The organism is Gardnerella sp. DNF01159, from assembly GCF_049244215.1.
In the GTDB taxonomy this organism is placed as follows: domain Bacteria; phylum Actinomycetota; class Actinomycetes; order Actinomycetales; family Bifidobacteriaceae; genus Bifidobacterium; species Bifidobacterium swidsinskii.
Map to the genome: position 1 here is coordinate 1,009,658 of NZ_CP058387.1, position 25,618 is coordinate 1,035,275.

The window sequence follows — 25,618 nt, forward strand, 5'->3', positions numbered from 1 at the left end:
TACTATGCACACGCTTTGTCGATTTTATATACAGGTATAGCCAAAATTTACGTTTTACTTCGGGCGTGTCGCATTTTATTTGCAATTAGCTGCTCGCTCAGCCATATCTACAACATTCGCCAGCAACATAGCTCGAGTCATCGGACCTACCCCACCAGGATTCGGAGAATACGCTCCAGCAACTTCTCGACAAGCTGAATCAACATCACCTTTTACACGATATCTGCCAGCCTCTTCATCAAAAACACGAGATACACCAACATCAACAAGAACAACGCCAGGTTTAATATCTTCAGGCTTAACAAAACCAGCACAACCCATTGCTGCAATTATTACATCAGAACGGCGCATAATCTCCTGAACATTCCGAGTATGAGTATGGCACAACGTAACAGTTGCATCTACTCCCCTGCGTGTTAACAGAAGACCAATAGTACGCCCAACCGTAATGCCACGACCAAGCACACAAACTTCCTTACCAGAAAGTTCAATACCATACTCATCAAGCAAAGCTAAAATTCCACGCGGCGTGCACGGCAAAGGTGTTGTAATATTACCGGAAATATGCGTAACAAGTTCACCCAAATTATATGGATGCATTCCATCACAATCTTTTGCAGGATCAATAGAAGAAATAACTTTTTGAGCATCAATACCTTTTGGCAATGGCAGTTGCACAATAAATCCAGTACAAAGAGGGTCATTATTTAATTTCTGTAAAGCAGCAAGAATCTCATCTTCACTAGCATCTTCTGGCAGATCGCAACGAATAGAATTAATCCCCACTTCTTCGCAATCACGATGCTTACCAGCAACATATTTCAACGAAGCAGGATCACTACCTACAAGCAACGTACCCAAACCTGGATTAATGCCTTTTTTATGTAAAATAGCAACGCGCGCTGCCAAATCTTTTTTAATTTTACTAGCTAAAGCCTTACCATCTAGCACAATAGTCATAAAAAATTCCTCCCAACTCGCACAATTCGTAAGGATAGGCTATCGTGAAGTATAGAAGATATGGGTCGACTAACAATTTTACGTGCGCCGACGCACCATTATCACGGGAGGAGTCACAGTGATGCGTACCGTTCTTTGTGCAGTAAAGAAGTTTGGAAAAACTGCCATAACATGCCTTATTGCTTCTGCAGTAATACTTGGATTTGCAGCTTGTGGAAAAACTGAGGAAAAACCAAAAGAAAAACCAAAAGCTGCAACAAATATTTCTGTTGTATCCACTGTTGACACCTGGGGTAGCTTAGCTCAAGAGATTGGTGGCTCTGACGTCAAAGTTGAATCAGTTATGACTGGTTCAGATACAGACATATCGTCGTTTAAACCTAGCTCAAAAGATTTAAAAAATATGCAGAATGCACAAGTATTAGTTACAAATGGTGCAGGCTACGATGATTGGGCAAACAAAGTACACCCAGCTAAAGCTGAAGTGCTTAGTGCAGCAGGTACTGTAGGAGCACTTAACGGAGACAATCCATATCTTTGGTTTTCTCACGATGCTAGGAATGCTATGGCATCTGCCATGGCTGACACCTTCTCCAAAGTTTTGCCATCAAAAAAGCAAGCTTTTTCTAAGCGACTAGCACAATGGCAGGAAAAGGAAAAGAAATTAACCACCTACTTAAGTGATTTCTCTAAAGAAAATGGTAACGCAAAGTATGCTTCTATATCTCCTATTCTTTTCTGGCTAATGTCTGATGCCAATTTGAAAGATAGCTCACCTAAAGAATATGTTGACTCAGTAAATAACAATAATGAACCAGAACATTCAAGCGTTGAGGAGTTTCAGAAGCTTATTGAAGGTCGCAAAATTGATGTGTTGATTAGCGATAGCCAGCAAGGAAACGATGTTCTGAACTTGCTAAGCGGAATCGCAGGACGCAGCTACACGTCTACAGTACGAGTAAGCGAACTTATGCCAAAATACGCAGATCAGCTTGATAAATGGATTATGAAGATTTGTGACGACCTACATAATGCTGTAAAAGCAACAAAGGATATGCGTAAAGACATTGATGATAAAGAGCCTCAAAAAAAGCCAATCACTGAGAAGCCACATGTAGCAAAGAATACTAATCCTAAAAATTCTAACCAAGGTCAGCAAGATCCAGGCAAGTAAATTTAGGTGAATCTATAAACATAAAAATCCTTGTATTTTACAAATGCAAGGATTTTTTATTATCTGTTTTAAGCAAGAACAAAAGCAAAACATACAATAAATACGTAAGCAAATATATAAGCAAAAGCCCTTCTAACTCGCCGATATACCGACATTTAGAAGGGCTTAAATAATATGAACAATTAATATTTATTTATTTTGCATATCGCAAATCATTTTTTCTTAGATTTCTTGCTACGCTCTTCTAACAGCGCTAAAGTTCGCGATGCAGGCTCTTCTGGAGCTACAGTATGGTGATTTTCATCGCCTTCTTGAGGCTCCTTGTATCCAAGATTCACATCTAAAAGTCGCTCCGCCTCAATCTCATCAATCTTTTCAGACAAAGCAATTTCGGAAATTAAAATACTGCGAGCGCGAGCAAGCATTCGCTTTTCTCCTGCAGATAAACCATGTTCATCAACATCTCGCTGAGATAAATCACGAACTACTTCAGCAATATTGTTAACATCGCCAGTAGCAATCTTCTCTACATTAAGCTTGTAGCGTCTAGACCAATTCATCTCTTTTTCAACTATTGGAGTACGCAAAATCTCAAAAACTTTTGCAACTTCTTGCGCTCCAACAATGTCTCGCACGCCAACTTTTTTAACATTATCGACAGGTACGTTAATTTCTAAACCATCAGATGATAACACTACCAATCGTAAATATTGACGAGTTACACCTTTTACGGTGCGCTCACTAATTTCTTCAACACGAGCCGCACCATGACGAGGATAGACGACCATATCGCCGACTTGATATTCCACAGAACCCTCCGTATGCACAGAAAAACTCATAACAGTTTCCCATAAGGTCACGACTTGAAAAAATTTTCATATTTTTTTCACAATAGCGCGAAACACACGCGACTTACAGCAATAAAGCATGTATGATAGTCAACATGAGTACAGTTACTAACATCAATGAAGATGCAGTCGCAGTTCCAGTCCGACAGGACGTATTAGCTGCGGTGAGCAATGCAGAATATTACAATCCACATGAGGTTCTTGGAGGTCACCTTGGAACTGGCAAAGGTGCCGACACTGTAACCGTCCGCGTATTGCGCCCTATGGCAAAGAAAGTTGTTATTCTTACTAAGAACGGTGAATACGAAGCTAAACACGAATATAACGGCATCTTTACAGCTGTTATTCCTGCAGTAAAGCATACAAAAACAAAGTCTTGGTCTGTTCCTAGTTATCGCGTTTACACTGTGGAAATAGACGGTTCTGAGTCCACAGATGATGATCCTTACCGTTATTTGCCTCAAGTTGGCGAACTTGACATGTACTTATTTGGAGAAGGTCGTCATGAGCGTCTTTGGGAAGCATTAGGCGCACACGTCAAAACGATAACAGATTCATGGGGACTTATATCTCCTGAAACTGGAAAGATGGTAAAGAAAGTTACTGGTACTGCTTTCTCAGTGTGGGCACCAAATGCTCGTGCAGTACGCGTAGTTGGTAACTTTAATTACTGGAATGGTCGTCGCCACGCTATGCGTTCACTCGGCTCTTCTGGCATTTGGGAACTTTTTATTCCAGGAGTTACAGCAGGAGAAGTATATAAGTACGAAATTCTTACACAATCTGGCAATTGGATTATGAAAGCCGATCCAATGGAGCGCTCTCATGAAGTTCCACCAAACACAGGATCTGTTGTTGTTGATTCTGAGTTTAAGTGGCACGATACTGATTGGATGGATGAGCGCGCAAAAACAGATGCTCACAATGGTCCAATAAGCATTTACGAAGTACAAGCTAACAGCTGGAATCGCGATTTGGGTAATTATCGCGAACTTGCTGATCATTTAGTTGATTATGTGCAAAGAGAAGGCTTTACTCACGTCGAGTTTATGCCGTTGACACAATATCCATTCTCTGGATCTTGGGGATATCAAGTAACGGGTTATTATGCAGTAGATTCTCGCCTTGGCTCCCCTGATGACTTTAAGTACTTGGTAGATAAACTCCACAAAGCAGGCATTGGCGTCATTATGGATTGGGTTCCAGCTCACTTCCCTAAGGATGACTTTGCACTCGGTCGTTTTGATGGCACAGCATTATATGAGGATCCTGATCCTATGCGAGGTGAGCATCCTGATTGGGGTACTTACATCTTCAACTTTGGTCGTCATGAAGTTCGTAACTTCTTGGTTGCTAATGCTTGCTTCTGGCTTGATGAATACCATGTTGACGCGTTACGCGTTGATGCAGTATCCTCAATGCTTTACTTGGATTACAGCCGTGAAGCAGGACAGTGGAGACCAAACATCTACGGCGGACGCGAAAATCTTGAAGCAATTGACTTCATTAAGGAAGCAAACGCAACTGCATATAAGAATAATCCTGGCATCATGATGATTGCTGAGGAATCCACTGCTTATCAAGGCGTAACTGCACCAACCGATATGGGCGGCTTAGGATTCGGCTTGAAGTGGAATATGGGCTGGATGCACGACACTTTGCAATATCTTAAAGAGGAACCAATTAATCGTCGTTGGCATCATAACGAAATTACATTCTCAATGGTTTATGCATACTCTGAGCATTATGTGTTGCCATTAAGCCACGATGAAGTTGTGTACGGTAAGGGTTCGTTACTTGGAAAGATGCCAGGAGACGAATGGCAACAGTTCGCAGGATTGCGAGCATTGCTTGCATACCAGTGGTCTCATCCAGGCAAGAACCTTCTGTTCATGGGTGGAGAAATTGGACAGTCCAGCGAATGGAACTTCAATACTTCGCTTAACTGGAATGAGCTGCAATGGCCGTTCCATCAAGGTGTGCAAAAGCTTGTTGCAGATTTGAATACTCTATATAAGAGCTCTCGTGCATTCTGGAGTCAAGACTTTACTCCTGATGGTTTCCAGTGGCTTACAAGCGACGATTCCGATCACAATACTTTAAGCTACATGCGTATTGGCGACGACGGAGAAGAAATCGTTGTAGTAGTAAACTTCTCAGGTCAAGCTTGGCAAGACTATCAGGTTGCGTTACCAAAAGGCGGACAGTGGGAAGAGATACTCACAACTGATGATGCAAAGTATTGCGGATCTAATATTCACAACGGCACATTCACTGCTACTGCTGAAGAGTATCATTCTCGACCATACTCTGCAAGAATCACTGTTCCAGCGTTAGGTGCGGTATTCTTGAAGCCAGTACAACACTGAAAGGTCTTTTTAAAATATGCTAAACGCTCCATCAGCTGGCGTAAATGCTCGTACAATTCTCGTTGTTGAGGATGAGCCAGATCTTGCTACAGCAATTGCACAACGCATTACTGCACAAGGCTGGAGAGCAAGAGTCGCTACAGATGGAGCGTCTGCTGTTAGAGCTGCCGAACAACTAAAACCTGATCTCATAATTATGGATATTATGCTTCCTATTATGGATGGGATTGAAGCAACTCGACGAATTATCTCCAAAATGCCTGTTCCTATCCTCATGTTAACAGCACGCGACGCAGAAGCCGATAAAATTGTTGGCTTAAGCGCAGGCGCAGATGATTACATGACTAAACCATTTTCGCCACGTGAGTTAATTGCTCGTTGCGCAGCATTGCTGAGACGCGTAGAACGCGCATCGCAAATAGCAAAGACAATGGAACATGAACGCACAATTAATTTTGGGTCACTTATTATTAGACCTCGTCAAAGACTTGTAACTTTAAACGACAAAGAGGTACATTTTACACCAACTGAGTTTGACTTGCTCGCTACTCTAGCTCGTCATCCTCATACTGTATTTAAGCGTGAAAAGTTACTTGAAGAGGTGTGGGATTGGCCGGATGCTTCTGGAACTCGCACAGTAGATTCACACATTAAGTCTTTGAGACATAAAATTGGATCGGAATGGATTCGTACTGTACACGGAATAGGATACGCATTCGAGCCACCTATTAGTGATTACGACAAAGTTCTGCAATCACAAGTTTCATAAATAATTACTACTTTCATAAATAGTAAATAATTACAACACTTTAGCTTCGGAAAATTCGTAAATGGTATTAGAAAATAAAATAGATAATGCTAATTCTGAGCAATATAAAAATACTAAACAACGTAATTTATTAAATAAAAACTCAAATGCTCAACTTAAAAATAAGTCAAAAATGCGATTTACGAATTCTTCTGTAAAGCATAATTATCCAAATCGACCTGTCGGATTTTTTTCATCTCTAAAAATTGAACTTTCGGCAATTATTGTTTTTGCAACAGCAATTGCTTTCGTAATGGCATGGTTTTTACTTAAAACTGGTCTAAATGGCTGGATTGCAATGCCATTAACACTTATTGTTGCTCTGGGAATTACATACATTTTTTCTAGAGGACTTACAGCACCACTTCGTCAAATGAAAAATGCTGCAGAAGCTATGGCTGACGGAGACTATTCTGTGCGAGTTGCTGTAGAAAATCGTCGTGACGAAGTAGGTAAATTAACTCTTGCATTTAATGAAATGGCAGAAGAACTTGAACATGCAGATCAAATGCGTAGAGAGCTTATAGCAAACGTAAGTCACGAACTGCGCACTCCTGTTTCTGCTTTACAAGCGATGCTTGAAAATCTTGCAGATGGAGTTGTTGATCCTACTCCATCTAATATGGAAGCTATATTAAACCAAACTCATAGACTTGCTGATCTTATTACTTTCCTTCTTGATTTATCTAGAGTTGAAGCAGGCGCGGAAAGCCTTAATATAACTTCATTTAATTTCACAGACTTTATTGACGAAATTATCGAACCACTAGAAATAGCTGATTCAGGTCATAATCATAATATTGAAGTTCAAATTAATGATGAGATTGAATTAACAGGAGATCAAGCTCGCCTTTCGCAACTTTTTACTAATATTATTTCTAACGCTCTAAAACATTCAGATGATGGAACTCGTGTTCTTATAAGTGCTCATATTAATCACAGCCAAAACTCTGTAATATGCAATGTTGTGAATTTTGGAGAACAAATTCCTCAAGAAGATCGCGCCGATATTTTCAGAAGATTTGTTAAAGGAAATCAGCGAATTGGCACAGAATCAGGAGGAACAGGATTAGGATTATCAATTGCTCGTTGGGCTGCACAATTGCACCATGGAACTGTAAAAGTAGTAGACGATAAACGCGGTCCGAACTTTGAAATTGCGCTTCCACTAAACTATAGCAATACAATAGCAAACTAACATTCGTAATCTGCTGTACGATCATCCTTATTGCATACACATGCTAAAGAAAAGCATGCCAAAACAGTAATTCCACTACTCTGTAAAGTTGAAACGCAGCTATTCATAGTTGAGCCAGTAGTTACAATATCATCCAATACAATAGCTTTGTACTCGCGTTGATTTTCAAACTTTTGCTTTCTCAATTCTTTAAAATCGATGCTAAACGCCTTAGAAATTCTGTTAGACCTTCCGCGAAAACCGGAAGTTTGCACTGATTTCGCAGTAATTCTAGCATCCATACTTACAATATCTAAAACGTATGCTCTAATGCCACTATTACACAATCGTTTAGCAACACAATTTGCAACAGGCAACATATGCTTACGTCCACGATGCCTTGATGAATGCTTAGACGACGGGACTGGTATAACAAATATAGGTTTTTCACTTATATAACAAGAATGCGAGCGCAAAAATTTAGATATAACTTCTACTACTAAATCGCCAATAAGTTCACCAAATATTTTGTCACATGCAATATCGAAATGATCCTTCCACAATAATATTGAGCGGCGAACAACCGTAGAATACGAACCACACGCGTAGCGATATCCACATACTGTTCTGGCAAATGGTGCACGTTTCCAGCATTGCAACGCTTTCTTGCAGTTTTCACACAATATATAATCTGGAGTATCACAGCCTGCACATGCGCGAGGCAAAAATAAATTAAATAAAGCAATCGCTACATTCTTCCAACTAGCAAAACGCCAATTTATAAAATCAACATCCTTGTTTTCACATACACCACAAGGTACAGATGCGTGACATGCTAATCCCCCATGAGATGTCACGCTTCTATACTTCTTTTTGTTTTGGTGGTTTATAACCTTGCGTCTCCCAACCATAATGACAGCATATGCGATAGCTTATTGGCTATGCAAATAAAAAATGTTATTGTGGATAAAAGGTATCTTAAAATGAAAAATTAATAAAATTCTATATTTCTAAAATATTAAGTACCTTATTACAAAGCTCTAAAGTATCCGAAGGATTACTTACTTTAATAATTAAAGCTCCTGTAAAGGCAGTAGGATAATCGTTTCCTCCAGGATACATACGATCGCCAATAAAAGTAATTTTTTCAATATTAACATCACAATATTGAGACAGCATTCGCAAAGCTTGAGCTTTATCGTCACCGCGCCTGTATATATCGATGCTAGTATCTCCTCCAGCGCGTACAGCAAAATTAGGTAAAGCTTGAGAAATGCTTTGTGCAAGTTGAGCTTTCAAACAACCGCTAGGATCCCAAGTTTTTTTATATTCAATAGGAGCTAGTTGTCCTAGTGCCGAAAAAGTAATTTGACTACCGCGGTTCTCTATCTGTTCTCCCCACAGCATTGGATCGCCGGGTTCTTTCCAAACGCCTATATTTTTTGCACACTTGTGTATTGCATCAATAACGCATTGCGCTTGCTTAAAATCGATAGTATGTTCATAAACACATTGCAATGACATGTCATTATTCACACGATAATAACTAGTTCCATTAGTGGGCATTATGTGAATATTTTTAAGATTAGTGCCAATAGTTAGCATATTTAAAATTTGCTTCTTAACTAACTCTAAGCAGCCACCTGTTATTACAGCAACAGGAATTATATCAATCAGCTTACTTAATGATTCAGCCATCGATTTAAGCATAGGTTTTTTAGAACATGCCAGTGTGTTATCTAAATCAAAAGCAATAAGAGACGATTTAGCAATGCTCAAGTCAAGATTAAACTCATTCCAATCATGCACTATTGGTTTGAGCATTACAAATCCTCCTGACTTTTAAAACCATATATACAGTATTCTATAGTGTGAGCGTATTTCACACACCGCATATTAATTATTTACATATTATTGCCCTAGCCTTCTCGTAAAGTGGAAGCATGACAGGTCTAATTTGGGAAGAACGTCACTATAGAAATAGGCATGGTAGAGGTCTTAGGGCACCAATATTTGGTACTCGACTTCCACAATATAGAACTGCTAGCGGAATGTTTGATGCCATGGTAGCAGCTCAAATTAGACGCCTTAACAGTGCTTGGCAAGCATTAACTAAAGACGTTCAATTCGCGGTAGAAGATGTGCCGCCTTCGCAACCACTGTTATGGGAGCAAAACCGCAGAATACTTTCGCAAGCTTTTCCAGCTAGCCGTGGTATGCAATCTAGAATTGTATTGTATAGGCTTCCGCTATGCACTCATGTAAGCAGCAGAAGTGAACTTCAATATGCTATCAGAGATGAGCTTGTGCAATGCTTAGCAGAACTATACGGTCGCAGACCAGAAGAAATTGATCCAGATTGGGGTTTGTAAACAATTTTTAAATTAATTAAAATTATTAAGTATTTTAATTAATTTATAGTCGCTTATAGCAATATTTTTATTCGTATTATTGCACAATATGATTGTCAGTTTTAACGTATACCTTCATTTCTTGCGGTTCCAAAGATTGCGCAGAAAGCCAAGAAATACCTGCTATACCAGCCTTATCGATTTCATCTTTATGAATACGGGCAGACAAAGCAACTTTGCTATGCGATTTCGCAATAAACATAACTGCATCGTGCGAAATTTCTGAAACAGGAATTCTTAAAGATGCATTCGCAGGAATCGTTACGTTTTTTGTAGCAGCTAATACACCATTTAAATCAAATCCTTGCAAACGCACAGCAGTATCTTTATCACTTGAAGAAGAAAGGTATAGAGCTGTTTCATTAGCAGAAACAGGCGATACAATTGCGCCACTACCTTGTACGTTAGATGGTGTAATAAAAGCTACATCTGATTGATTATCCTTGCCATCTTTAGTAATGGACATCATTACTTGAGTAGGAACATCTCCACTTACGCTCAAAGCATTAGCATGCTCCGGAACTTTTCCAAGATCGACAACTTGCAAATGGTGTGCTTTTAACGTCAAATTCTTTACTTCTTTAGAACCTGTATCATTCATCCATGAAAGCGTTACATTACCATCTTTATTTGGCCATACATATAACTTAGATTGATCGCCTTCACTAATACCTGAAAGAATATTTGTATTAGATTGAGTGCTTAATTCATGAACAATATCTACACCTTTTACAGATAAGCCACTCATATGAATGACTTTTACAAATGATGCTATAGGTGTCTGCTCGCTTTCAACTTGCACGTATAATCCAGAAGTCTTAGGAGAGGCAGCAGCAAGATCAAAATATGCATGAGAACGAGCAGGAACAGTAGAAGCACTTCCTGTAGAAAGATTTAACTGATTACTGCCATGCTCTGCAGACCAAGCTCTAACACGAACAACAGTGGATTTTGAAGCAGCATTAAACGCTTCTAAACGAATAGAAATTCCATCAGCAGATTCCGGAACTAGGAATGTCTGTTTCATAGACGGCATTGAACAGGTAGTTGCAGATAAACCTTTTACGTCACCTTTAGTAGCCCATGAAACCATGGAAGCAGATATTCCAGTGCCAGATCCAACTCGTGACAAATGTCCTTCTAGAACTTGAGCGTCATGATTTACATTATTGTTAGCAATAAAAGCTGACGTATCATCATCAGTTGATTTTGAATTCAACGTAATAGATTGATCATTGTTATCTCGTATGTTACGCAAGCTAGAACTATACACATCTCCAAAAGCACCATAACGAGCAGAAGATTGTAAATCGCCTTCTGATTCGTTATATTCGCTATCACCATATTGAGTCAAATCTGGAAGAGACAATCGAATAGGACAAATAGTTTGCAAACGAGTAGAACCAACACTACTTATAACGCCACTAGATGGAGTATTAGGATTGTCTACAAAGTGAGGCATTGGTAAGCATAATGCAACAACACATGCAGAAGCAATAAGTATTATTGCACTAAAAATAGCAAGTGAGACAATACTGACTATTTTGTTCTTGCGATTAATATCTACATCCGCATTTACTTCACCATGCTTAGAGCCCTCATGAGGATTTTTATGCCAGTTCATCTAATTCCTCCTCATGCCTGTCATCTGAACGTTCTATCATTGCATGTCTGCCAAATCGAGGCACGGCAACAATACAGTACAGCAGTAATACCATAGAAGAAACAATAATCCAAGGAACTCTCCACGCAAGAGGCCTAGATCGATAATACGGAGATGTAGAAGACAACGACTTAGAATCAGGCACACCATCAAATCTGCAATAAGTTCCTTGCGGTGATGAAACAACCAATTGTGTACCGTCAGAAGCGTTAACGTGTGCAATTAATTGTTCAGTAGCTTCTTTGTTAATATTACTCACAGTTTGCACAGAAGGATGTAACAATTGTTGTATTGACATAGAAGTTTTATGGGAAACCTGCTTATTTTCTGAACTATTAACAATATAAATACCACCAATTCCAAGTTGCTTTAACGTTGAAATTGCGCCATTATCTGCATGAGATAACAACTGTGCTGAGGCACGATATATTGCTTTATTGCTTGATGAATCACCAAACATTACTTGTCTAACACGAAGTGCTGGAGATTCGTCTATTGCATCTCCCTTAGATGTTCGCATAATAGAGATTGACAAATCATGGCTACTTTGAGCTCTTAAAGCAAGTATTCGCCGAGTATCGTCTTTTCGCAAATAATCAGAAACAACCATAGGGAGCTCATTGTTATTTGCGCAAATAGATGTAGCAGGTCCGCTCAATACAGCAAAAAGACCCAAAAGAACCGCCATAGTCAACATGCTACTTGCAAGAACAGCGCGTGCTATGCGAATTATGCGCTGCAACAATTGTGCCGCAGAACGACGCATTGCAGCACGTCTACTTGCACGAGTTTTATAGTTATCAAAAATTTGAGACTCAGATTCCTTCGAAGTACGTAGTGGCTCAAAGCGTCGAACAGCTTGACCGGCAACCATGCACATACAAGATAAAATGCCGACAGTAGATAATGCGACTCCAGGCAAAACGCTTGCAGCAACAGGTCCTGAAATATCGGATGCAACTACAACACGAGCGGCAATAAGAGATAACAGCATTCCGGAAATAATCACAACCCACATCATTCGAGAAACTCGCAAAGCAAAAGGCAAAGTTAATGACGTAACAGCCATAACAACAGCTAGAATTGCAAAAATTACCATTATTATTGTTCTTAAGCTCATCAATGGCATATTAATTTCAACATTAGGAGAAGCCATATTAAAAGCGTGCAACAAAACATCAGCGTAATCGCTTACGCGTGGAGCACCTTGCACACTTCTCAATGGCAAAGCCATACTAGAGAACAATTGACGCCACATTCCAGATTCGCCATATCTAATAGCACTTCCTATTGTAGGAAGCAAAACAATTATCGATGGTATAGGCATAAGCGCGAACATAATACGATGAGAGCGCACCATAATAAACGACGCAATAAAAATAACAATAAGAGGCAAAACAAGCTGCGGTTCTGCAGCTACTGGAACCATAAAGCATAATGCTGCGCATGCTGCACATTGAGTGGATTTAACAGGACGCACAGGATCTTCTGTTACGTACATTCCAACAGCATGGAACGCAAAAGCAAATGCTGCAGGCAAAAATGCCATAGTCATTAACATTGGCAAATCACCGCGTGCAAACAAACCAAAAGCAATAGCAATCATAGTCCAGCAAATACCAGCGCATACACGCACAGTATCCGAGCGCGTAAATACGCCAGCAAGAGCCCAAAAACTTAAACACATAGCTGGAGCAGCTAAGAAGAACATTAATGTGACAGCCAATAACGGGTTAGCACCAACCACAATTGATGCGATTGCCCAAATACTTAGCCATGGTGCTGGAGGAATTGCAGGTCCAAAACCATCATCAGGAACCCATGCACCAATAGCAGAATTCCATAGTTGATTGAAATCTGCACCCGTTGGTAACCATTGCTGTGCATTCCAAGAAGCGCCACTTAAAATTTCACGCCATGGAGAGCCATATAAATTCAATATGACTGCAAAAAGAAGAAGAGACGCAAGAATAACAGCACTCCACCTACGCAACACTCGAATATGCAAATGCCGCTTCGCTAGAGGACTCAACAGCACGAAATGCTGTTGAGCTTGGAAAGCAGAACTACGATCACGCCAACGTGCAACTTGATGACGATCTGCGATAAGAGGAACAAGTCGTTTTAATGGAACACGAGTATTCCTTGCAACCCTTCTGCGAGCAAAAACTGCTCTAGGTAATTGCATAATAGCAAGCCATGGCAAAAGCAGACGAATCCACGCTATATAAGGATGTTTAGCAAACAGCGAATGCAAAGCGCCAACGAAACAAGCAGGCAAACTAAGAATCCATATAAGAGGCCACAAAAAAATACTAATATCAGTGTATTTGTAACGCTGCTTAGCTACGAGAGAAGCTGCTACACCATACTTAGATCCTGAATTATTATGATTTCTAGCATCACCGTTACGAGTACGGATACCTTCTAACCTTGCACGCCTGTGTGCGATACGAGCTGAAGGAACTACAACAACACGACCTCCAGATAGACATACTCTACGACAAAAATCTCTTGATTCGCCAAAAGTTGTCATCCATGGTTGCGTACCGCGTAAAGTCTGCCATGCAGTTAATGTGACTAAAGCACCTGCTAGCGATACTGCATACACATCTCCACGTCCATCATACTGTTCTTGATCTGGCTCGCCGTCAACAGTAAGAGTATGAACACCGTGACGCCAAGCATACATTCCAACGTTATGCAAGATATTTCCTTGCCAATCAACTTGTTTAGCTCCCAATACTGATGCAGTCGGAGTATTGCGCCAAGTTTCACGCAAATATTCTAAGCAATGGAAGTCTGCAGGACGAGAATCATCATGCAAAAGCCATAATGCAGAAACTCCTGCACAAGGCAAAATCTTGCGCAAAGATTTTTCTATTGCATCTCCAAAAGAATGAGCATAAGAAATAGGAATAATAATTATGTGTACAGATTTATTTTCACTATTGTTTACGCGAGTATTATTTACGCGATTAGTATTTGGTCTATATTTTGAATCGCTATCAATTGCATTATTGGAATCGATATTATTAGCATTCTGCAATAATGATTTCCTAGTATTAATTGCTCCCGCAAGCTTAGATGAATTAATTTTTATTTGTAAATTCGTTTGCATAGTCTGCTTTACTCGACTAGCACAATCGACTATTACTAAAGTTCCAGGAAGAATTGATTGACTTAGTACTGCATGTAACGTATCAGCATAAAAACGAGTATCTCGCTCCACACACATCATTGCCATAATGGACGAATCCACATCATGAGGATGCGCATCTTTCGCAGATGACAGCACCTGTAAAACTTCGTCTTCAAATGTAAGATTATGAGCGGTTATCGAATCCATACTTACCAGTTTACGCAGGGGGTATGTATCCGCCAAAACACAAGTCGTAATTCTAAATAAATTTATACATATTTTATTAATTATTTTTGCTCATATTAACCAGTACGCTTCATATAAATTTAATTAGAATATTTGCGTAAACTTATTAAAATTTTCTTTAAAATATCAAATAATATTCAACACAACCAGATGTCATAAATCTCACTGCAGCATGCTATAATTACACGCTATATGTGTCCATTGAATATTGATTTATTTGATGACAAAAGAAATGATATTGCCACAACCTAAAAGGTTACTCATTATTGAGAAAGAAGGTACGATGACAACTTCACGGTATCCTGAAGGCATGCGGTACCAACCAGGCGAAGATTGGAACTCAACTCCTCATCATAGTCTTGGTTATAGAATGATTAACCGCACGCGCAAGATACTGTGCATGTTTGTTATTTCAGTACTTACATTCTTTTCAACAATCATAGCTGCAGTGTGGTTAGATTTTTCTTCTGCTGTAAGTAACAGAGTCATAAACGTTATATCTAAAGATCCAGAAGCTAATCAAACACTTGATATTAACGCAGGCAAACCAGTAACTTTTCTTGTTTTAGGTCAAGATTCTCGAGATGGGAATAATCAGAGCTTTACACATGACGGCGAAACTGGTGATCATCAGTCAGATACTACTATGGTAGTTCAAATTAGCGCAGATAGATCATACATGAATATCGTTTCTATTCCACGAGATTCTATGGTAAACGCACCAGCATGCGACACTACAAAAGGACATATTCCTGCAAGAAAACATGTGATGTTTAATTCAATTTTCGCCTTAGGATATGCGCAAGGTGGAGATTTAGCTTCAGCAGCATCATGCTCGTTAAAAGCTGTTAATTCACTTACTGGTTTAAATATTCATCATTTTATAGTCGCTGATTTCAGTGGATTAAGCAATATGATTGATGCAGTTGGTGGAGTATCTGTGTGCATCCCAACAGCAACTCGCGATGCCTATACGGGCGTGAATTTCAAACAAGGAATGCAGCATCTTAATGGTCGACTTGCTACTCAATACGCTAGAATGCGTCACGATACAGCAAGCGATGGCTCTGACATAATGCGAACAACAAGACAGCAATACTTGATTAAACAGCTTTTACATCAAGCACTGTCTAAAAACTTATTTACTCAGACAAGTGAGCTTTACCAGCTTGCAAAAGCATCGTTGGGAGCATTGAATATAAGTGAAGGCTTGGCAAATCCTACCACTTTGGTCGGTTTGGCATTAAGCATGCGTAAATTAGATTCTTCACATATTTATGCTCGTACTACTCCTGTTATTCCAGATCCTTATGATCCAAATCGTGTTGTGTGGTCTGATGAAGCAAACAATATTTGGGATTTGATGCGTGAAAATAAACCGCTATCGCTAAATCATAAAACTAACGGCACTAACAAAAAGAATGCAAATAATTCGTCTAAGAATACGAATAATCAAGACAATGAAGATACGGATGACGATAGCAATATAAACGAAAACGACAAGCTTAATAAAACTACAGATCCAAAGAAGATGGGACGTGTTGATCCAAAAACAGGATTAATAAAAAATTCTCAAGGACAACTTATTGATCCAAATACTGGAGGAATTGTAAATCCTGAAAATGGAACTATTCACAATCCACAAACAGGACAATACGTTGGCTTTGCAGACAAGTATGCAAACAATGTACTTTGCGCTGTGCCTAGAAAAAAATAAACACTTAAGCAAGATGTAATCTATGAATATATAATGTACGAACATAAAATTTATATATTATGTATTCATAGTCATTGAAGATACATGCTTATTTTGGAGGATGAATGAATTCGAGATTGTATGAGGACCCTTCTGAAGATAATATAAACCCACCTATCTTCACTCCTTCTCATAATAACGATTCATCTAACTCAAACGTGCCTCCTAGTTTCACTCCAAAACGCGTAAAAAGAGGCAAAATAGAGTCTAATGCGCTTCCATCACAAGCGCCGTCTTTTGCGCCTACAACTCAAAGAACAAGAATCTTAAAAAGTCCAGAACAATGTTCTTCTAGACCTGTTTCTTACACATCGCAATTGCAACCAAGACCAGCACCGCGCACAAGTTCTATTTCACAAATGCGTATTCCAACAACTATAAATAAAGCAGTTGGAAGTACAGCAAAAATACTACCGCACAAACCGCACAGAATTTTACATGCATTTATTGCATTTTTTGTTGTTCTGGCAATAGGTGTAACTGGTTTTGGGGTATATTCATGGAACTGGGTTGACTCAAGAATTAACCGCACTACTTGGCTTACTAGTACTCCTAGCACTCAAGGCAAAGCATGGCTTATTCTTGGTTCTGATCAACGAGAAGGCGAAGAAGCTAAAGAGATAACAGGATTTAGAACAGATACTATTCTTGTATTGACAAAGCCGAGCAATGGTCACAGCTCTCTAATTTCTATTCCTCGAGATTCTCTTGTTTCTTTAAATGGCGAACAAGTAAAAATTAATAGCGTTGCGCAAGCAGCTGGAAATAAAGCATTAACAGCAGCAATAGAAAAAATTACAGGTCATCGCATTGACCATGTTGCAGAAATACGTTTTGGCGGTCTTACTAATGTTGTTAACGCTATAGATGGCATTGATTTATGCTACAACCGTACAGTAAGTGATAAGTTTAGCGGGTTAAATTGGACTTCTGGATGCCATCACGTTGATGGGAATACAGCGTTGGCATTTTCGCGAATGCGATACGCAGATCCAGAATCTGATTTTGGACGAGCTGCACGTCAACGAATGGTTATTGCAGCTATTATGAAAAAAGCATTAGATCACAATACCTTATTGAATTTTGGAAAAGTAAAAAAACTTGCTGAAACGGGACTTGCTTCAGTTATTTTTGACGAGAAAACCAATCCAGGAACATTATGGGAAATGGCTCAAGCATTCAAAGAAGCAACTGGACCGTCAGGCATATCCGGAACAATATATTGGACGAATCCTGATTATCAAGTTCCAGGAGTTGGTTCATCCGTGCTTCTCGATGATGCTAAAAACTTAGATTTATTCAACCAACTTGCATCAGGAACTCATAAACCTGGATCAGTTGGAACTCTTGCAGAGCAACAATAATTTCGAAGTATTGTTGTGTAAACAACACTTCAATTAGATACCACAACTTAGAAAGCACTAAACTCGTATCTTTTAACCACAATCTTGCATAAGTATTGCACAAAAATCAAAAATATTGTCTCATACATTTATGAGTAACAAATCTAATACAGGAATGTCTACAACTAAAGTACTTATGCATGTACAGATGACAGCGAGTATAGTTCCCATATTCGCTCACGTAGCATTGGCTATAATGGCATGGATGCAAGATAATTGGATGATGCTAACCATGATTATTCCAAGCATTATGATGTACATAGCAAGTCTTATTCCACAAATTTTTCAATACATATCTGAGAAAAATTCTGTTCAAAATGTTCAACAAAATCAGCAAATTCAATTATTAAACACTACGCAATCGTCAAATAACGTAACTTATAATCAACAAACTGTAGAAAGTTTGCCAGATACTATTACACCAGTAAGTTTAGAAACATTACTTATGAGAAGAAATGCAATTTCTAATACGCAACATCACTGGAAAGAAGTATTGCAAACATGGCTAAAAAATGCAGGAACATACGACATAAAAAACAAATCCAATAGTATGAAGGAAAATCTAAATACAAATATTTATAACTACTTGCCTAATTCAAAAACTAAACACCTTATAGCTCCACTTGGAATAAGTAATAATGGCTACTGCTATTTAGATTTAATTAACAATGGGCCACATGCTTTAGTTGCTGGAACAACTGGTTCTGGTAAATCAGTACTTCTTACGACTTGGTGTTTAGCTTTGGCTTTTCAATACGGTCCGCAGCAGCTACGGTTTGTTTTTATGGATTTTAAAGGAGGAGCAACTTTTGACATACTATCTAAACTCCCACATACTATGGGAAACGTAGGAGATCTAAATCTTAAACACGCAATACGCGCTCTAAAAGGTCTCGAACTAGAACTAAATAGACGAGAAAGACTAGTAGCTCATCATGGATGTAATAATATTGCACAAGTAACCCCAGCTGAACCTTCATTGCTTATTGTTATTGACGAATTTCATGCTCTAAAAGATCAACTTCCCGACTACATGCCTCGTCTTATACGAATTGCATCAGTAGGCAGATCTTTGGGAATGCATATTATTGCTGGAACTCAAAATCCACTCGCACAAGTAAGCGCAGATATGAAAGCTAATATTTCTATTAATATTTGCTTGAGAGTTAGAGACGGAATGCAATCGCAAGAATTATTAGGAACAGCGCATGCAGCTAGAATAAGCCCAAATACGCCAGGAGCCGCATATTACAATATTGGAGAAGGAGTAGAAGCTTTGCGATGTGCTCAAAGCAGCAATCCTGCACATTTAGTACGAGCAATACAGTTAGCTGGTAGATTCTGCCATCATGATCATTCTCCAGAATTATTTAGCAAACCATTGCCGTCGATTCTTTCAGCAAAACAACTTGCAGAGTATTCAAATAATTACAAATACAAAAATTCGGAGCAAAAAATATCTCAAAGTTTACGTACTCAAGAATTTTATACGAAGCATATTATTATTGGGTTACAAGACGATACCATACACTTATATCCTGCTCTATTACCAATTCACCTTGGGAATATAGCTGTTATTGGTAGTAGGAAACAAGGCAAAACAACAATATTAAAAATAATTTCTAAAACTTTAAACCTGCCAATATATTCAGGAAAATCACTATATGAACAAAACATTAATAACATTTACAACGAAAATACGCCAATCATTATTGACGATGCAGATGAATTGCTTGATCCGCTAAATACGAGACAAACTGCTATTGCTTTTCAAAAAAGATTAAATAGTAAACAATGCCCAGTTATTATGAGCACTAGCACTTCTCGCTACTTACGTTTACCTGAGCAAGCACCAGTGAGGATAATATTTCCAACAGGAGATGTGGGCACAGATACAATGCTTGGAATACCTTCTGCTTTATCTAAAAGTTTTGATATTGAAGACTATCAACTTCCAGGACGATGTGTTTTAATCACTCCAGGATCAGCAAGTTTAACTCAAATAGTGCACCTAGAATAAAATTATCTATAGTGACGCATCTTGATTCTTACGTGCGCGCATTGCTCGACGCTTTAGAGTTCTACGCTCATCCTCGCTTAATCCTCCCCACACACCGTAATCTTGGTTAGTTTCTAATGCGCATTTTAAACACTCTGTTGCAACATCACATGAGCGACATACTGCTTTTGCTTCTTCAAGCTGTTGAACTGCTGTACCAGCACTTCCAAGAGGAAAGAACAGTTCAGGATCTTTGTCACTACATGCTGCTGTTGTGCGCCAATCAAACGAGTTGCTCATGAATTATTATCCTCATTTCTTACCTACAACGGTGAGCTTTAGAAGTTCCCCTGAATGTAAGGAAATCATGAAAAGAAAGTTTTTTCAAGGTATTTTGCATCTTTATTAGCAATTTTAATTGTTCCTGTACTTTTTACACTAAATGTATAACATTTAATGCACGTTGGAAAACAATTTTTACTAAAGCTACTCAATACCAGATACGCGCAATTTAATGTCTAACACTACCCTAGTTCCGCCCTCTCTTCGAGGAGACCAACGAACTGTACCACCAAAATCGTTAGTGACAAATGTGTTTATAATCTGCGTTCCAAGGCCAGAGCCAGATGGTTTAGCCATTCCATGAGAAGACTCACTATCTATACCATCTCCATCATCTTCAACGACAATATTAAGATTGTCTCCGCCCCTACCAACTGCAATACGAATATGACCTTTTTCACGACCTTCAAAACCATGTTCAACTGCATTCGTCACTAGCTCAGTTAAAACAAGAGATAATGGTGTAGCATCCTGAGCTGCTAATCTGCCAAATTTTCCAACAAAATCAATATCAATATTTTGATTCTGAGACGCCAACTCAATTGACATCTTCAACAAACTCGAAATAACTTTGTCAAAATCAACAATTTCGTCAGCAGTTTGACTCAAGCCTTCATGAACTAGTGCTATAGTTTGCACACGACGTTGAGCTTCCTCAAGTTCTTTTCTAACTTCAATAGATTTTGTTTTACGAGCTTGCAAACGCAAAAGAGCAGAAACAGCCTGTAAATTGTTTTTTACGCGATGATGTATTTCAGAAATAGTGGCATTCTTAGTACGCAATTCTTGTTCGCGCCGCAAAACTTCAGTAACATCACGGCATAATACTACAGCTCCAACACGATTATTTGGACCCCACAGAGGCAAGGAGCGCATGGAAACTATAGAATGGTTCGCTTCAAGTTCACAATCTACATCAGCTTTTCCAGTTAATACAAGAGGTAAACTTTCGGGAACATTATCGTTCGTATGCAACAACCTAGTGCCAAATTCGCTTAAATATTCACCTTGCATAGTGTTTAATCCGCCAAGTCTGCGGAAACAACTAATGGCATTAGGGGAAGCATAACGAACTATTCCATCGTCTTCTAGCACAATAAAACCATCGGATACTCGAGCATTATGTCGTTGATTTAATACAGATTCACGATATGGGAATTGTTCACGAGGAATCATGTCAAATAAAGTCTTACCAGCATTAATACTTTCAGTTTCATAACGACCATTAGATTCACGCGTTGCCAAATTAGTTTCGCGCATAACCAATCCGAGAGTTTTACCCCTATGACGAACTGGAGCATAAACGTAGCATACAGTAGCTCTACCAATAGAACGTAAGGTCGAAGAGTGGAAACTTGTCTCAGATTTCATCGCCTCATTAAGCTCAGGTACTAAAGAATCATCTAATTTTTTACCTAACAAATCATCAGTACGCAAAGTAATAGCTGTTGAAGGACGACATTGTTCAGCAACAACATAATCACCGTCACCATTTTGAATAATCAGCAGCAAATCTGCGAAACTCAAATCTGCAATAACCTGCCAATCGACCACCAAATGGTGAAGCCACTCACGATCACTGTCATTAAAATCAGGACGAGTAGCAAGAATGTTAGAAAAATCAGCCATAATGCAATAATATATCGAACTCACAGAAAATTCTGTGAGGTATGTTGTTGTTTTAAATAAGAAAAGCCGCTCCTCCTCAATTAAAAGAAGAAGCGGTTTAATAATTTATAAATTACTCTTTAAAACTAGAAACCAAACTTAGCAGCAGTTTCGCGCAAAGTTTCAGCAGAACGCTTCAAAGCAGCCAACTCACGATCAGAAACTGGAGTGTTTAGACGAGAGTTTACACCATTGCGATTAAGCAATGTTGGCACAGACATGCACACATCAGAAATGCCGTGGAAGTCATCGAGCAAAGAAGACACTGGAAGAATGCGGTTAGTATCGCGAAGAACAGCCTCAACAATATCTACACCAGACATTGCAATAGCATAGTTTGTTGCACCCTTACCGTTGATAATCTTGTAAGCAGCATTAACAACTTCCTGATGGATTTCTTCGCGCTTAGCAGCATCAAGTGGCTCATGACCTGGAAGAGCGTTCCAATCGCACATTGGAACACCACCAATGGTTGCAGAAGCCCACAGTGGAACTTCAGAGTCACCGTGTTCGCCAGCAATGTATGCGTGAACGTTCTTAACATTAACGCCAGTGTGCTGAGCAATCAAGAAACGAAGACGAGCGGAATCAAGGTTGGTACCAGAACCAAACATTTGGTTTGCTGGAAGACCAGAAAGCTTCATAGAAACGTGCGTAACAACATCAACAGGATTAGTAATCAACATGTAAATTGCGTTAGGAGCAACCTTCACAACGTTCGGAATGATTGACTTCATGATGTTGATAGTGGCACCTGCAAGCTCCAAACGAGTCTGACCTGGCTTCTGGCGAGCACCAGCAGTAATCACGACCATGTCAGCATCACGGCAAATTTCCACATCGTCAGAACCGGCAATAGAAACTGCAGGATAGAAGCTAGAACCATGCTGCATATCCAAAACTTCAGCTTCAACACGTTCCTTAGCAATATCTTCAAGCACAATCTCACGCGCAACACCACGCTGAGCAGCAGCGAAAGCGAGAGTAGATCCGACCGCGCCGGCACCAATAATTGCAAGCTTAGTTGGCTTAACCTGCGAACTCACCATGAGTAAAAACCTCTTTTCAACAACCTATCACACCCTTATAAGCACACAAAATACCACGATTTATGCATTACTAAGGGCTGCTCTCACATTAAGAGCTTTTGGTATGAACACCTTTACTCTAATCGCACCACCGGAATTTATTATTACAACGCTACTTTCATAAGTTTTGCAGCTAACGATGGTCCAACCCAAGCAATAAGTTCAACCCCCGAATCTACATATTCTGCTTTTTCAACTACACCATTTTCACGAACTTTTGATAATAATCCACCAAACTCGTACGGCAAAGTTACATCTACACGAACACGAGGAGACGGTAACAATTCTTCTAAACGATTGCGCAATATTTGCAAATTTTCGCCACTAAATGCAGAAACAATAACAGCATCAGGATAAAGAGAAGAAAAACGTTCTCTCGCAGCATCACTCATCATGTCTGATTTATTCAATGCCATAATTTGAGGTATATCTTCTACACCAGAAATATTAGCGAGAACTTCGTTTACTGCATTAATTTGCGAAATAGGATCTGGATGCGAACCGTCAACTACATGCAAAATAACATCTGCTTGTCCAACTTCTTCCAAAGTGGATTTAAATGCTTCAACTAGTTGAGTTGGAAGTCTGCGAACAAAACCAACAGTATCTACCAAAGTATAGCTTCTACCATCTTGAGTTTGAGAACGACGTACTGCAGTATCAAGAGTTGCAAACAGTGCATTTTCTACTAATTCTTGTGAACCAGTAAGGCGATTTATAATAGACGACTTGCCAGCATTCGTATATCCAACAACAGCTACAGTTGGAATATCTTGTCGTCTACGAGAACCACGTTTTACATCGCGCGCAGGTGCCATATTCGCAATATCGTGACGAAGTTTAGAAATACGATTGCGAATAGCTCGACGATCCATTTCGATTTTAGTTTCGCCAGGACCTCTAGAACCAATACCAGCATCTCCTGCAGCTCTACCACCAGCCTGCCTAGAAAGAGCAGCACCCCAGCCTCTTAACCTAGGTAGCATATATTGCAATTGAGCAAGCTCAACTTGAGCTTTACCTTCACGGCTTGTAGCGTGCTGAGCAAAAATATCCAAAATAACAGCAGTGCGATCGACAACCTTAACTTTGGTTGCATCTTCTAAAGCTCTACGCTGGCTAGGAGGTAAATCATCGTCAACAATAATCGTATCCGCATCATGCTGAGCAACTACTGCTGCAAGCTCACGCGCTTTACCTGAACCAACATAAGTTGCAGCATCCGGCCTATATCTTTGTTGCAACATGCCATCGCAAACAACAGCACCAGCAGTCTGCGCCAACGCTGCAAGCTCACGCAACGATTCTTCAGCTTGAGCAAGAGTTCCTTTTGCGCTAGACCACACTCCTACTAGCACAACGCGCTCAAGACGAAGCTTTCTATACTCAACTTCGGTAACATCTTGTAATTCGCCAAGACCAGCTACTCGCTTTAAAGCATTACGAGATTCACGCTCCTGCCAAACTTCATCATGCTTTTCACTGTCAGAAGTAGTGTCTAGAAGCACATCCGAATGAGCATAAAGCACTGCATTATTGGTGAGATTATGCTCATTCATATTATTAGAATCATTCTCGAGGGAGGAAAAATCGTTTGAATTAAGCACATCATCTCGCTCGGATGCCACATTACTATCCGCCAACTGTCCCTCCTCTATTTCATTGTAAATAGCGTTTTACAACGTTTGTCTTATTATGGTAACTTGAGACGACAATATATGAACACAACATATATGTATGATATGTAAATAAAGATACAATAGAAAAAAGTATATTAATAAATCTAAATTTATAGGCGAAATACGGTATTTTTGAGCGAGATCATGGACAGTCATCAACAATTTAAACAATACGATAAAACCAAATCACCAAAATCAGAAAAAACGCAAAAAATCAGTGGCGAACAATACTTTTCTGCAACACCATCATCTTGCGATGAGCGAAGAACGTTACATGTAACTTTGAGAAATCATGAAACTGTTGTACAAGTCTCAAACGGAGTATTTAGTGCTTCTAAGCTTGATTTAGGCACGTCTGTGCTACTAAAACATGCTCCAAAACCACCAGAAAATGGCAAATTCCTTGATATTGGATGCGGATGGGGTCCTATAAGCATTGCAATGGGCTTAGAATCTCCAGAAGCTGAAATTGTAGCTGTAGATGTAAATGAGCGAGCGCTAGAGCTTACTGAACTAAACGCAAAAAACGCTGGCTTAAAGCATATTCGCACTTCTTTAGTAGATGACGCTTTAAAAGAAAATAATACTTTGGAATTTAATAATTTTGATCTCATATGGTCCAATCCCCCAATTCGCGTTGGAAAAGAAATGCTGCACGACATTTTGATGACTTGGATTCCGCGTTTAACAGTAGGAGGAGCAGCTTACTTAGTTGTGCAAAAAAATCTTGGCTCAGACTCACTTATTCCTTGGCTTGCTGAAAATCTTGGCGAAAACTACATAGTTGAAAAATATGCAAGTTCTAAAGGATACCGAATTATAGAAGTAATAAAAACGAAATAATAAAACGTACTAATACTAGAGAAGTACTAAAAAGCAAAAATC

The 25,618-nt window shown here is 39.3% G+C and carries 19 protein-coding genes; 9 read left to right on the top strand and 10 right to left on the bottom strand.

The window, feature by feature from the left end; translation table 11 throughout:
• Positions 1-75: 75 nt before the first annotated feature.
• Positions 76-960: a bifunctional methylenetetrahydrofolate dehydrogenase/methenyltetrahydrofolate cyclohydrolase gene (locus HXT39_RS03945; RefSeq protein ID WP_004110747.1), complete on the bottom strand. Its 885-nt coding sequence runs from the start codon at positions 958-960 to the stop codon at positions 76-78.
• 121 nt (positions 961-1,081) lie between these two features.
• Between HXT39_RS03945 and HXT39_RS03950 the strand changes: the two genes are divergently transcribed.
• Positions 1,082-2,134 carry a metal ABC transporter solute-binding protein, Zn/Mn family gene (locus tag HXT39_RS03950; RefSeq protein ID WP_103013971.1) on the top strand — a complete coding sequence of 351 codons (1,053 nt, stop codon included), beginning with the start codon at positions 1,082-1,084 and terminating at the stop codon, positions 2,132-2,134.
• A gap of 212 nt (positions 2,135-2,346) precedes the next feature.
• Here HXT39_RS03950 and HXT39_RS03955 read toward each other — a convergent pair whose 3' ends face one another.
• Positions 2,347-2,943 carry a CarD family transcriptional regulator gene (locus tag HXT39_RS03955; RefSeq protein WP_012914048.1) on the bottom strand — a complete coding sequence of 199 codons (597 nt, stop codon included), beginning with the start codon at positions 2,941-2,943 and terminating at the stop codon, positions 2,347-2,349.
• A gap of 134 nt (positions 2,944-3,077) precedes the next feature.
• Between HXT39_RS03955 and glgB the strand changes: the two genes are divergently transcribed.
• The 3 genes from glgB to HXT39_RS03970 all read left to right on the top strand — a co-directional run bounded on the left by glgB (position 3,078) and on the right by HXT39_RS03970 (position 7,357).
• The gene (glgB, locus tag HXT39_RS03960) at positions 3,078-5,351 is read left to right on the top strand and encodes a 1,4-alpha-glucan branching protein GlgB (protein ID WP_033888684.1); all 2,274 of its coding nucleotides are present in this window, start codon (positions 3,078-3,080) and stop codon (positions 5,349-5,351) included.
• Positions 5,352-5,367: 16 nt separating this feature from the next.
• Positions 5,368-6,120 carry a response regulator transcription factor gene (locus HXT39_RS03965; RefSeq protein ID WP_102155265.1) on the top strand — a complete coding sequence of 251 codons (753 nt, stop codon included), beginning with the start codon at positions 5,368-5,370 and terminating at the stop codon, positions 6,118-6,120.
• A 61-nt stretch (positions 6,121-6,181) separates the two neighbouring features.
• Positions 6,182-7,357, top strand: a complete 1,176-nt coding sequence (locus HXT39_RS03970) for a sensor histidine kinase (RefSeq protein WP_004110763.1) — start codon at positions 6,182-6,184, stop codon at positions 7,355-7,357.
• Here HXT39_RS03970 and HXT39_RS03975 read toward each other — a convergent pair.
• Both HXT39_RS03975 and HXT39_RS03980 read right to left on the bottom strand, forming a co-directional pair.
• Positions 7,354-8,247, bottom strand: a complete 894-nt coding sequence (locus HXT39_RS03975; RefSeq protein ID WP_004110765.1) for a ComF family protein — start codon at positions 8,245-8,247, stop codon at positions 7,354-7,356. The two genes, HXT39_RS03970 and HXT39_RS03975, sit on opposite strands and share 4 nt — an antisense overlap.
• Positions 8,248-8,338: 91 nt before the next feature.
• Entirely contained in the window at positions 8,339-9,160 is an 822-nt protein-coding gene (locus HXT39_RS03980) for an HAD-IIB family hydrolase (protein WP_033888683.1), read from the bottom strand.
• 119 nt (positions 9,161-9,279) lie between these two features.
• Between HXT39_RS03980 and HXT39_RS03985 the strand changes: the two genes are divergently transcribed.
• Positions 9,280-9,708, top strand: coding sequence for a metallopeptidase family protein (locus HXT39_RS03985; RefSeq protein ID WP_012914044.1), 429 nt, complete (start codon positions 9,280-9,282; stop codon positions 9,706-9,708).
• A 76-nt stretch (positions 9,709-9,784) separates the two neighbouring features.
• On the opposite strand, the gene HXT39_RS03990 is transcribed toward HXT39_RS03985, so the two are convergent.
• Both HXT39_RS03990 and HXT39_RS03995 read right to left on the bottom strand, forming a co-directional pair.
• The gene (locus HXT39_RS03990) at positions 9,785-11,371 is read right to left on the bottom strand and encodes a DUF5719 family protein (protein WP_004110770.1); all 1,587 of its coding nucleotides are present in this window, start codon (positions 11,369-11,371) and stop codon (positions 9,785-9,787) included.
• A complete protein-coding gene (locus HXT39_RS03995; protein ID WP_102703017.1) occupies positions 11,358-14,759 on the bottom strand; it encodes a glycosyltransferase family 2 protein in 3,402 nt (1,133 codons plus the stop codon). The genes HXT39_RS03990 and HXT39_RS03995 overlap by 14 nt, the downstream gene beginning before the upstream one ends.
• Before the next feature lie 322 nt (positions 14,760-15,081).
• On the opposite strand from HXT39_RS03995, the gene HXT39_RS04000 reads away from it, so the two are divergent.
• The 3 genes from HXT39_RS04000 (at position 15,082) to HXT39_RS04010 (ending at position 19,977) form a co-directional block, all read left to right on the top strand.
• Positions 15,082-16,515 (top strand): LCP family protein, encoded by a 1,434-nt coding sequence (locus HXT39_RS04000; RefSeq protein WP_033888681.1) that lies wholly within the window; start codon positions 15,082-15,084, stop codon positions 16,513-16,515.
• Between the two features lie 104 nt (positions 16,516-16,619).
• Entirely contained in the window at positions 16,620-17,918 is a 1,299-nt protein-coding gene (locus HXT39_RS04005) for an LCP family protein (protein ID WP_064621658.1), read from the top strand.
• Positions 17,919-18,153: 235 nt separating this feature from the next.
• A complete protein-coding gene (locus HXT39_RS04010; protein ID WP_103013970.1) occupies positions 18,154-19,977 on the top strand; it encodes an FtsK/SpoIIIE domain-containing protein in 1,824 nt (607 codons plus the stop codon).
• 6 nt (positions 19,978-19,983) lie between these two features.
• Here the strand turns inward: HXT39_RS04010 and HXT39_RS04015 are convergent, their stop codons facing one another.
• The 4 genes from HXT39_RS04015 to hflX all read right to left on the bottom strand — a co-directional run bounded on the left by HXT39_RS04015 (position 19,984) and on the right by hflX (position 24,613).
• Positions 19,984-20,256 (bottom strand): WhiB family transcriptional regulator, encoded by a 273-nt coding sequence (locus HXT39_RS04015; protein WP_004110789.1) that lies wholly within the window; start codon positions 20,254-20,256, stop codon positions 19,984-19,986.
• Positions 20,257-20,442: 186 nt separating this feature from the next.
• Positions 20,443-21,927, bottom strand: a complete 1,485-nt coding sequence (locus HXT39_RS04020; RefSeq protein ID WP_004110792.1) for a sensor histidine kinase — start codon at positions 21,925-21,927, stop codon at positions 20,443-20,445.
• 125 nt (positions 21,928-22,052) lie between these two features.
• Complete coding sequence (locus HXT39_RS04025; protein ID WP_004107125.1) at positions 22,053-23,015, bottom strand: L-lactate dehydrogenase; 963 nt, start codon at positions 23,013-23,015, stop codon at positions 22,053-22,055.
• A gap of 143 nt (positions 23,016-23,158) precedes the next feature.
• A complete protein-coding gene (gene hflX / locus HXT39_RS04030; RefSeq protein ID WP_102704535.1) occupies positions 23,159-24,613 on the bottom strand; it encodes a GTPase HflX in 1,455 nt (484 codons plus the stop codon).
• Positions 24,614-24,877: 264 nt separating this feature from the next.
• Here hflX and HXT39_RS04035 point away from each other — a divergent pair, with 264 nt between their 5' ends.
• Positions 24,878-25,576: a class I SAM-dependent methyltransferase gene (locus tag HXT39_RS04035; RefSeq protein WP_103013969.1), complete on the top strand. Its 699-nt coding sequence runs from the start codon at positions 24,878-24,880 to the stop codon at positions 25,574-25,576.
• Positions 25,577-25,618 lie beyond the last annotated feature (42 nt).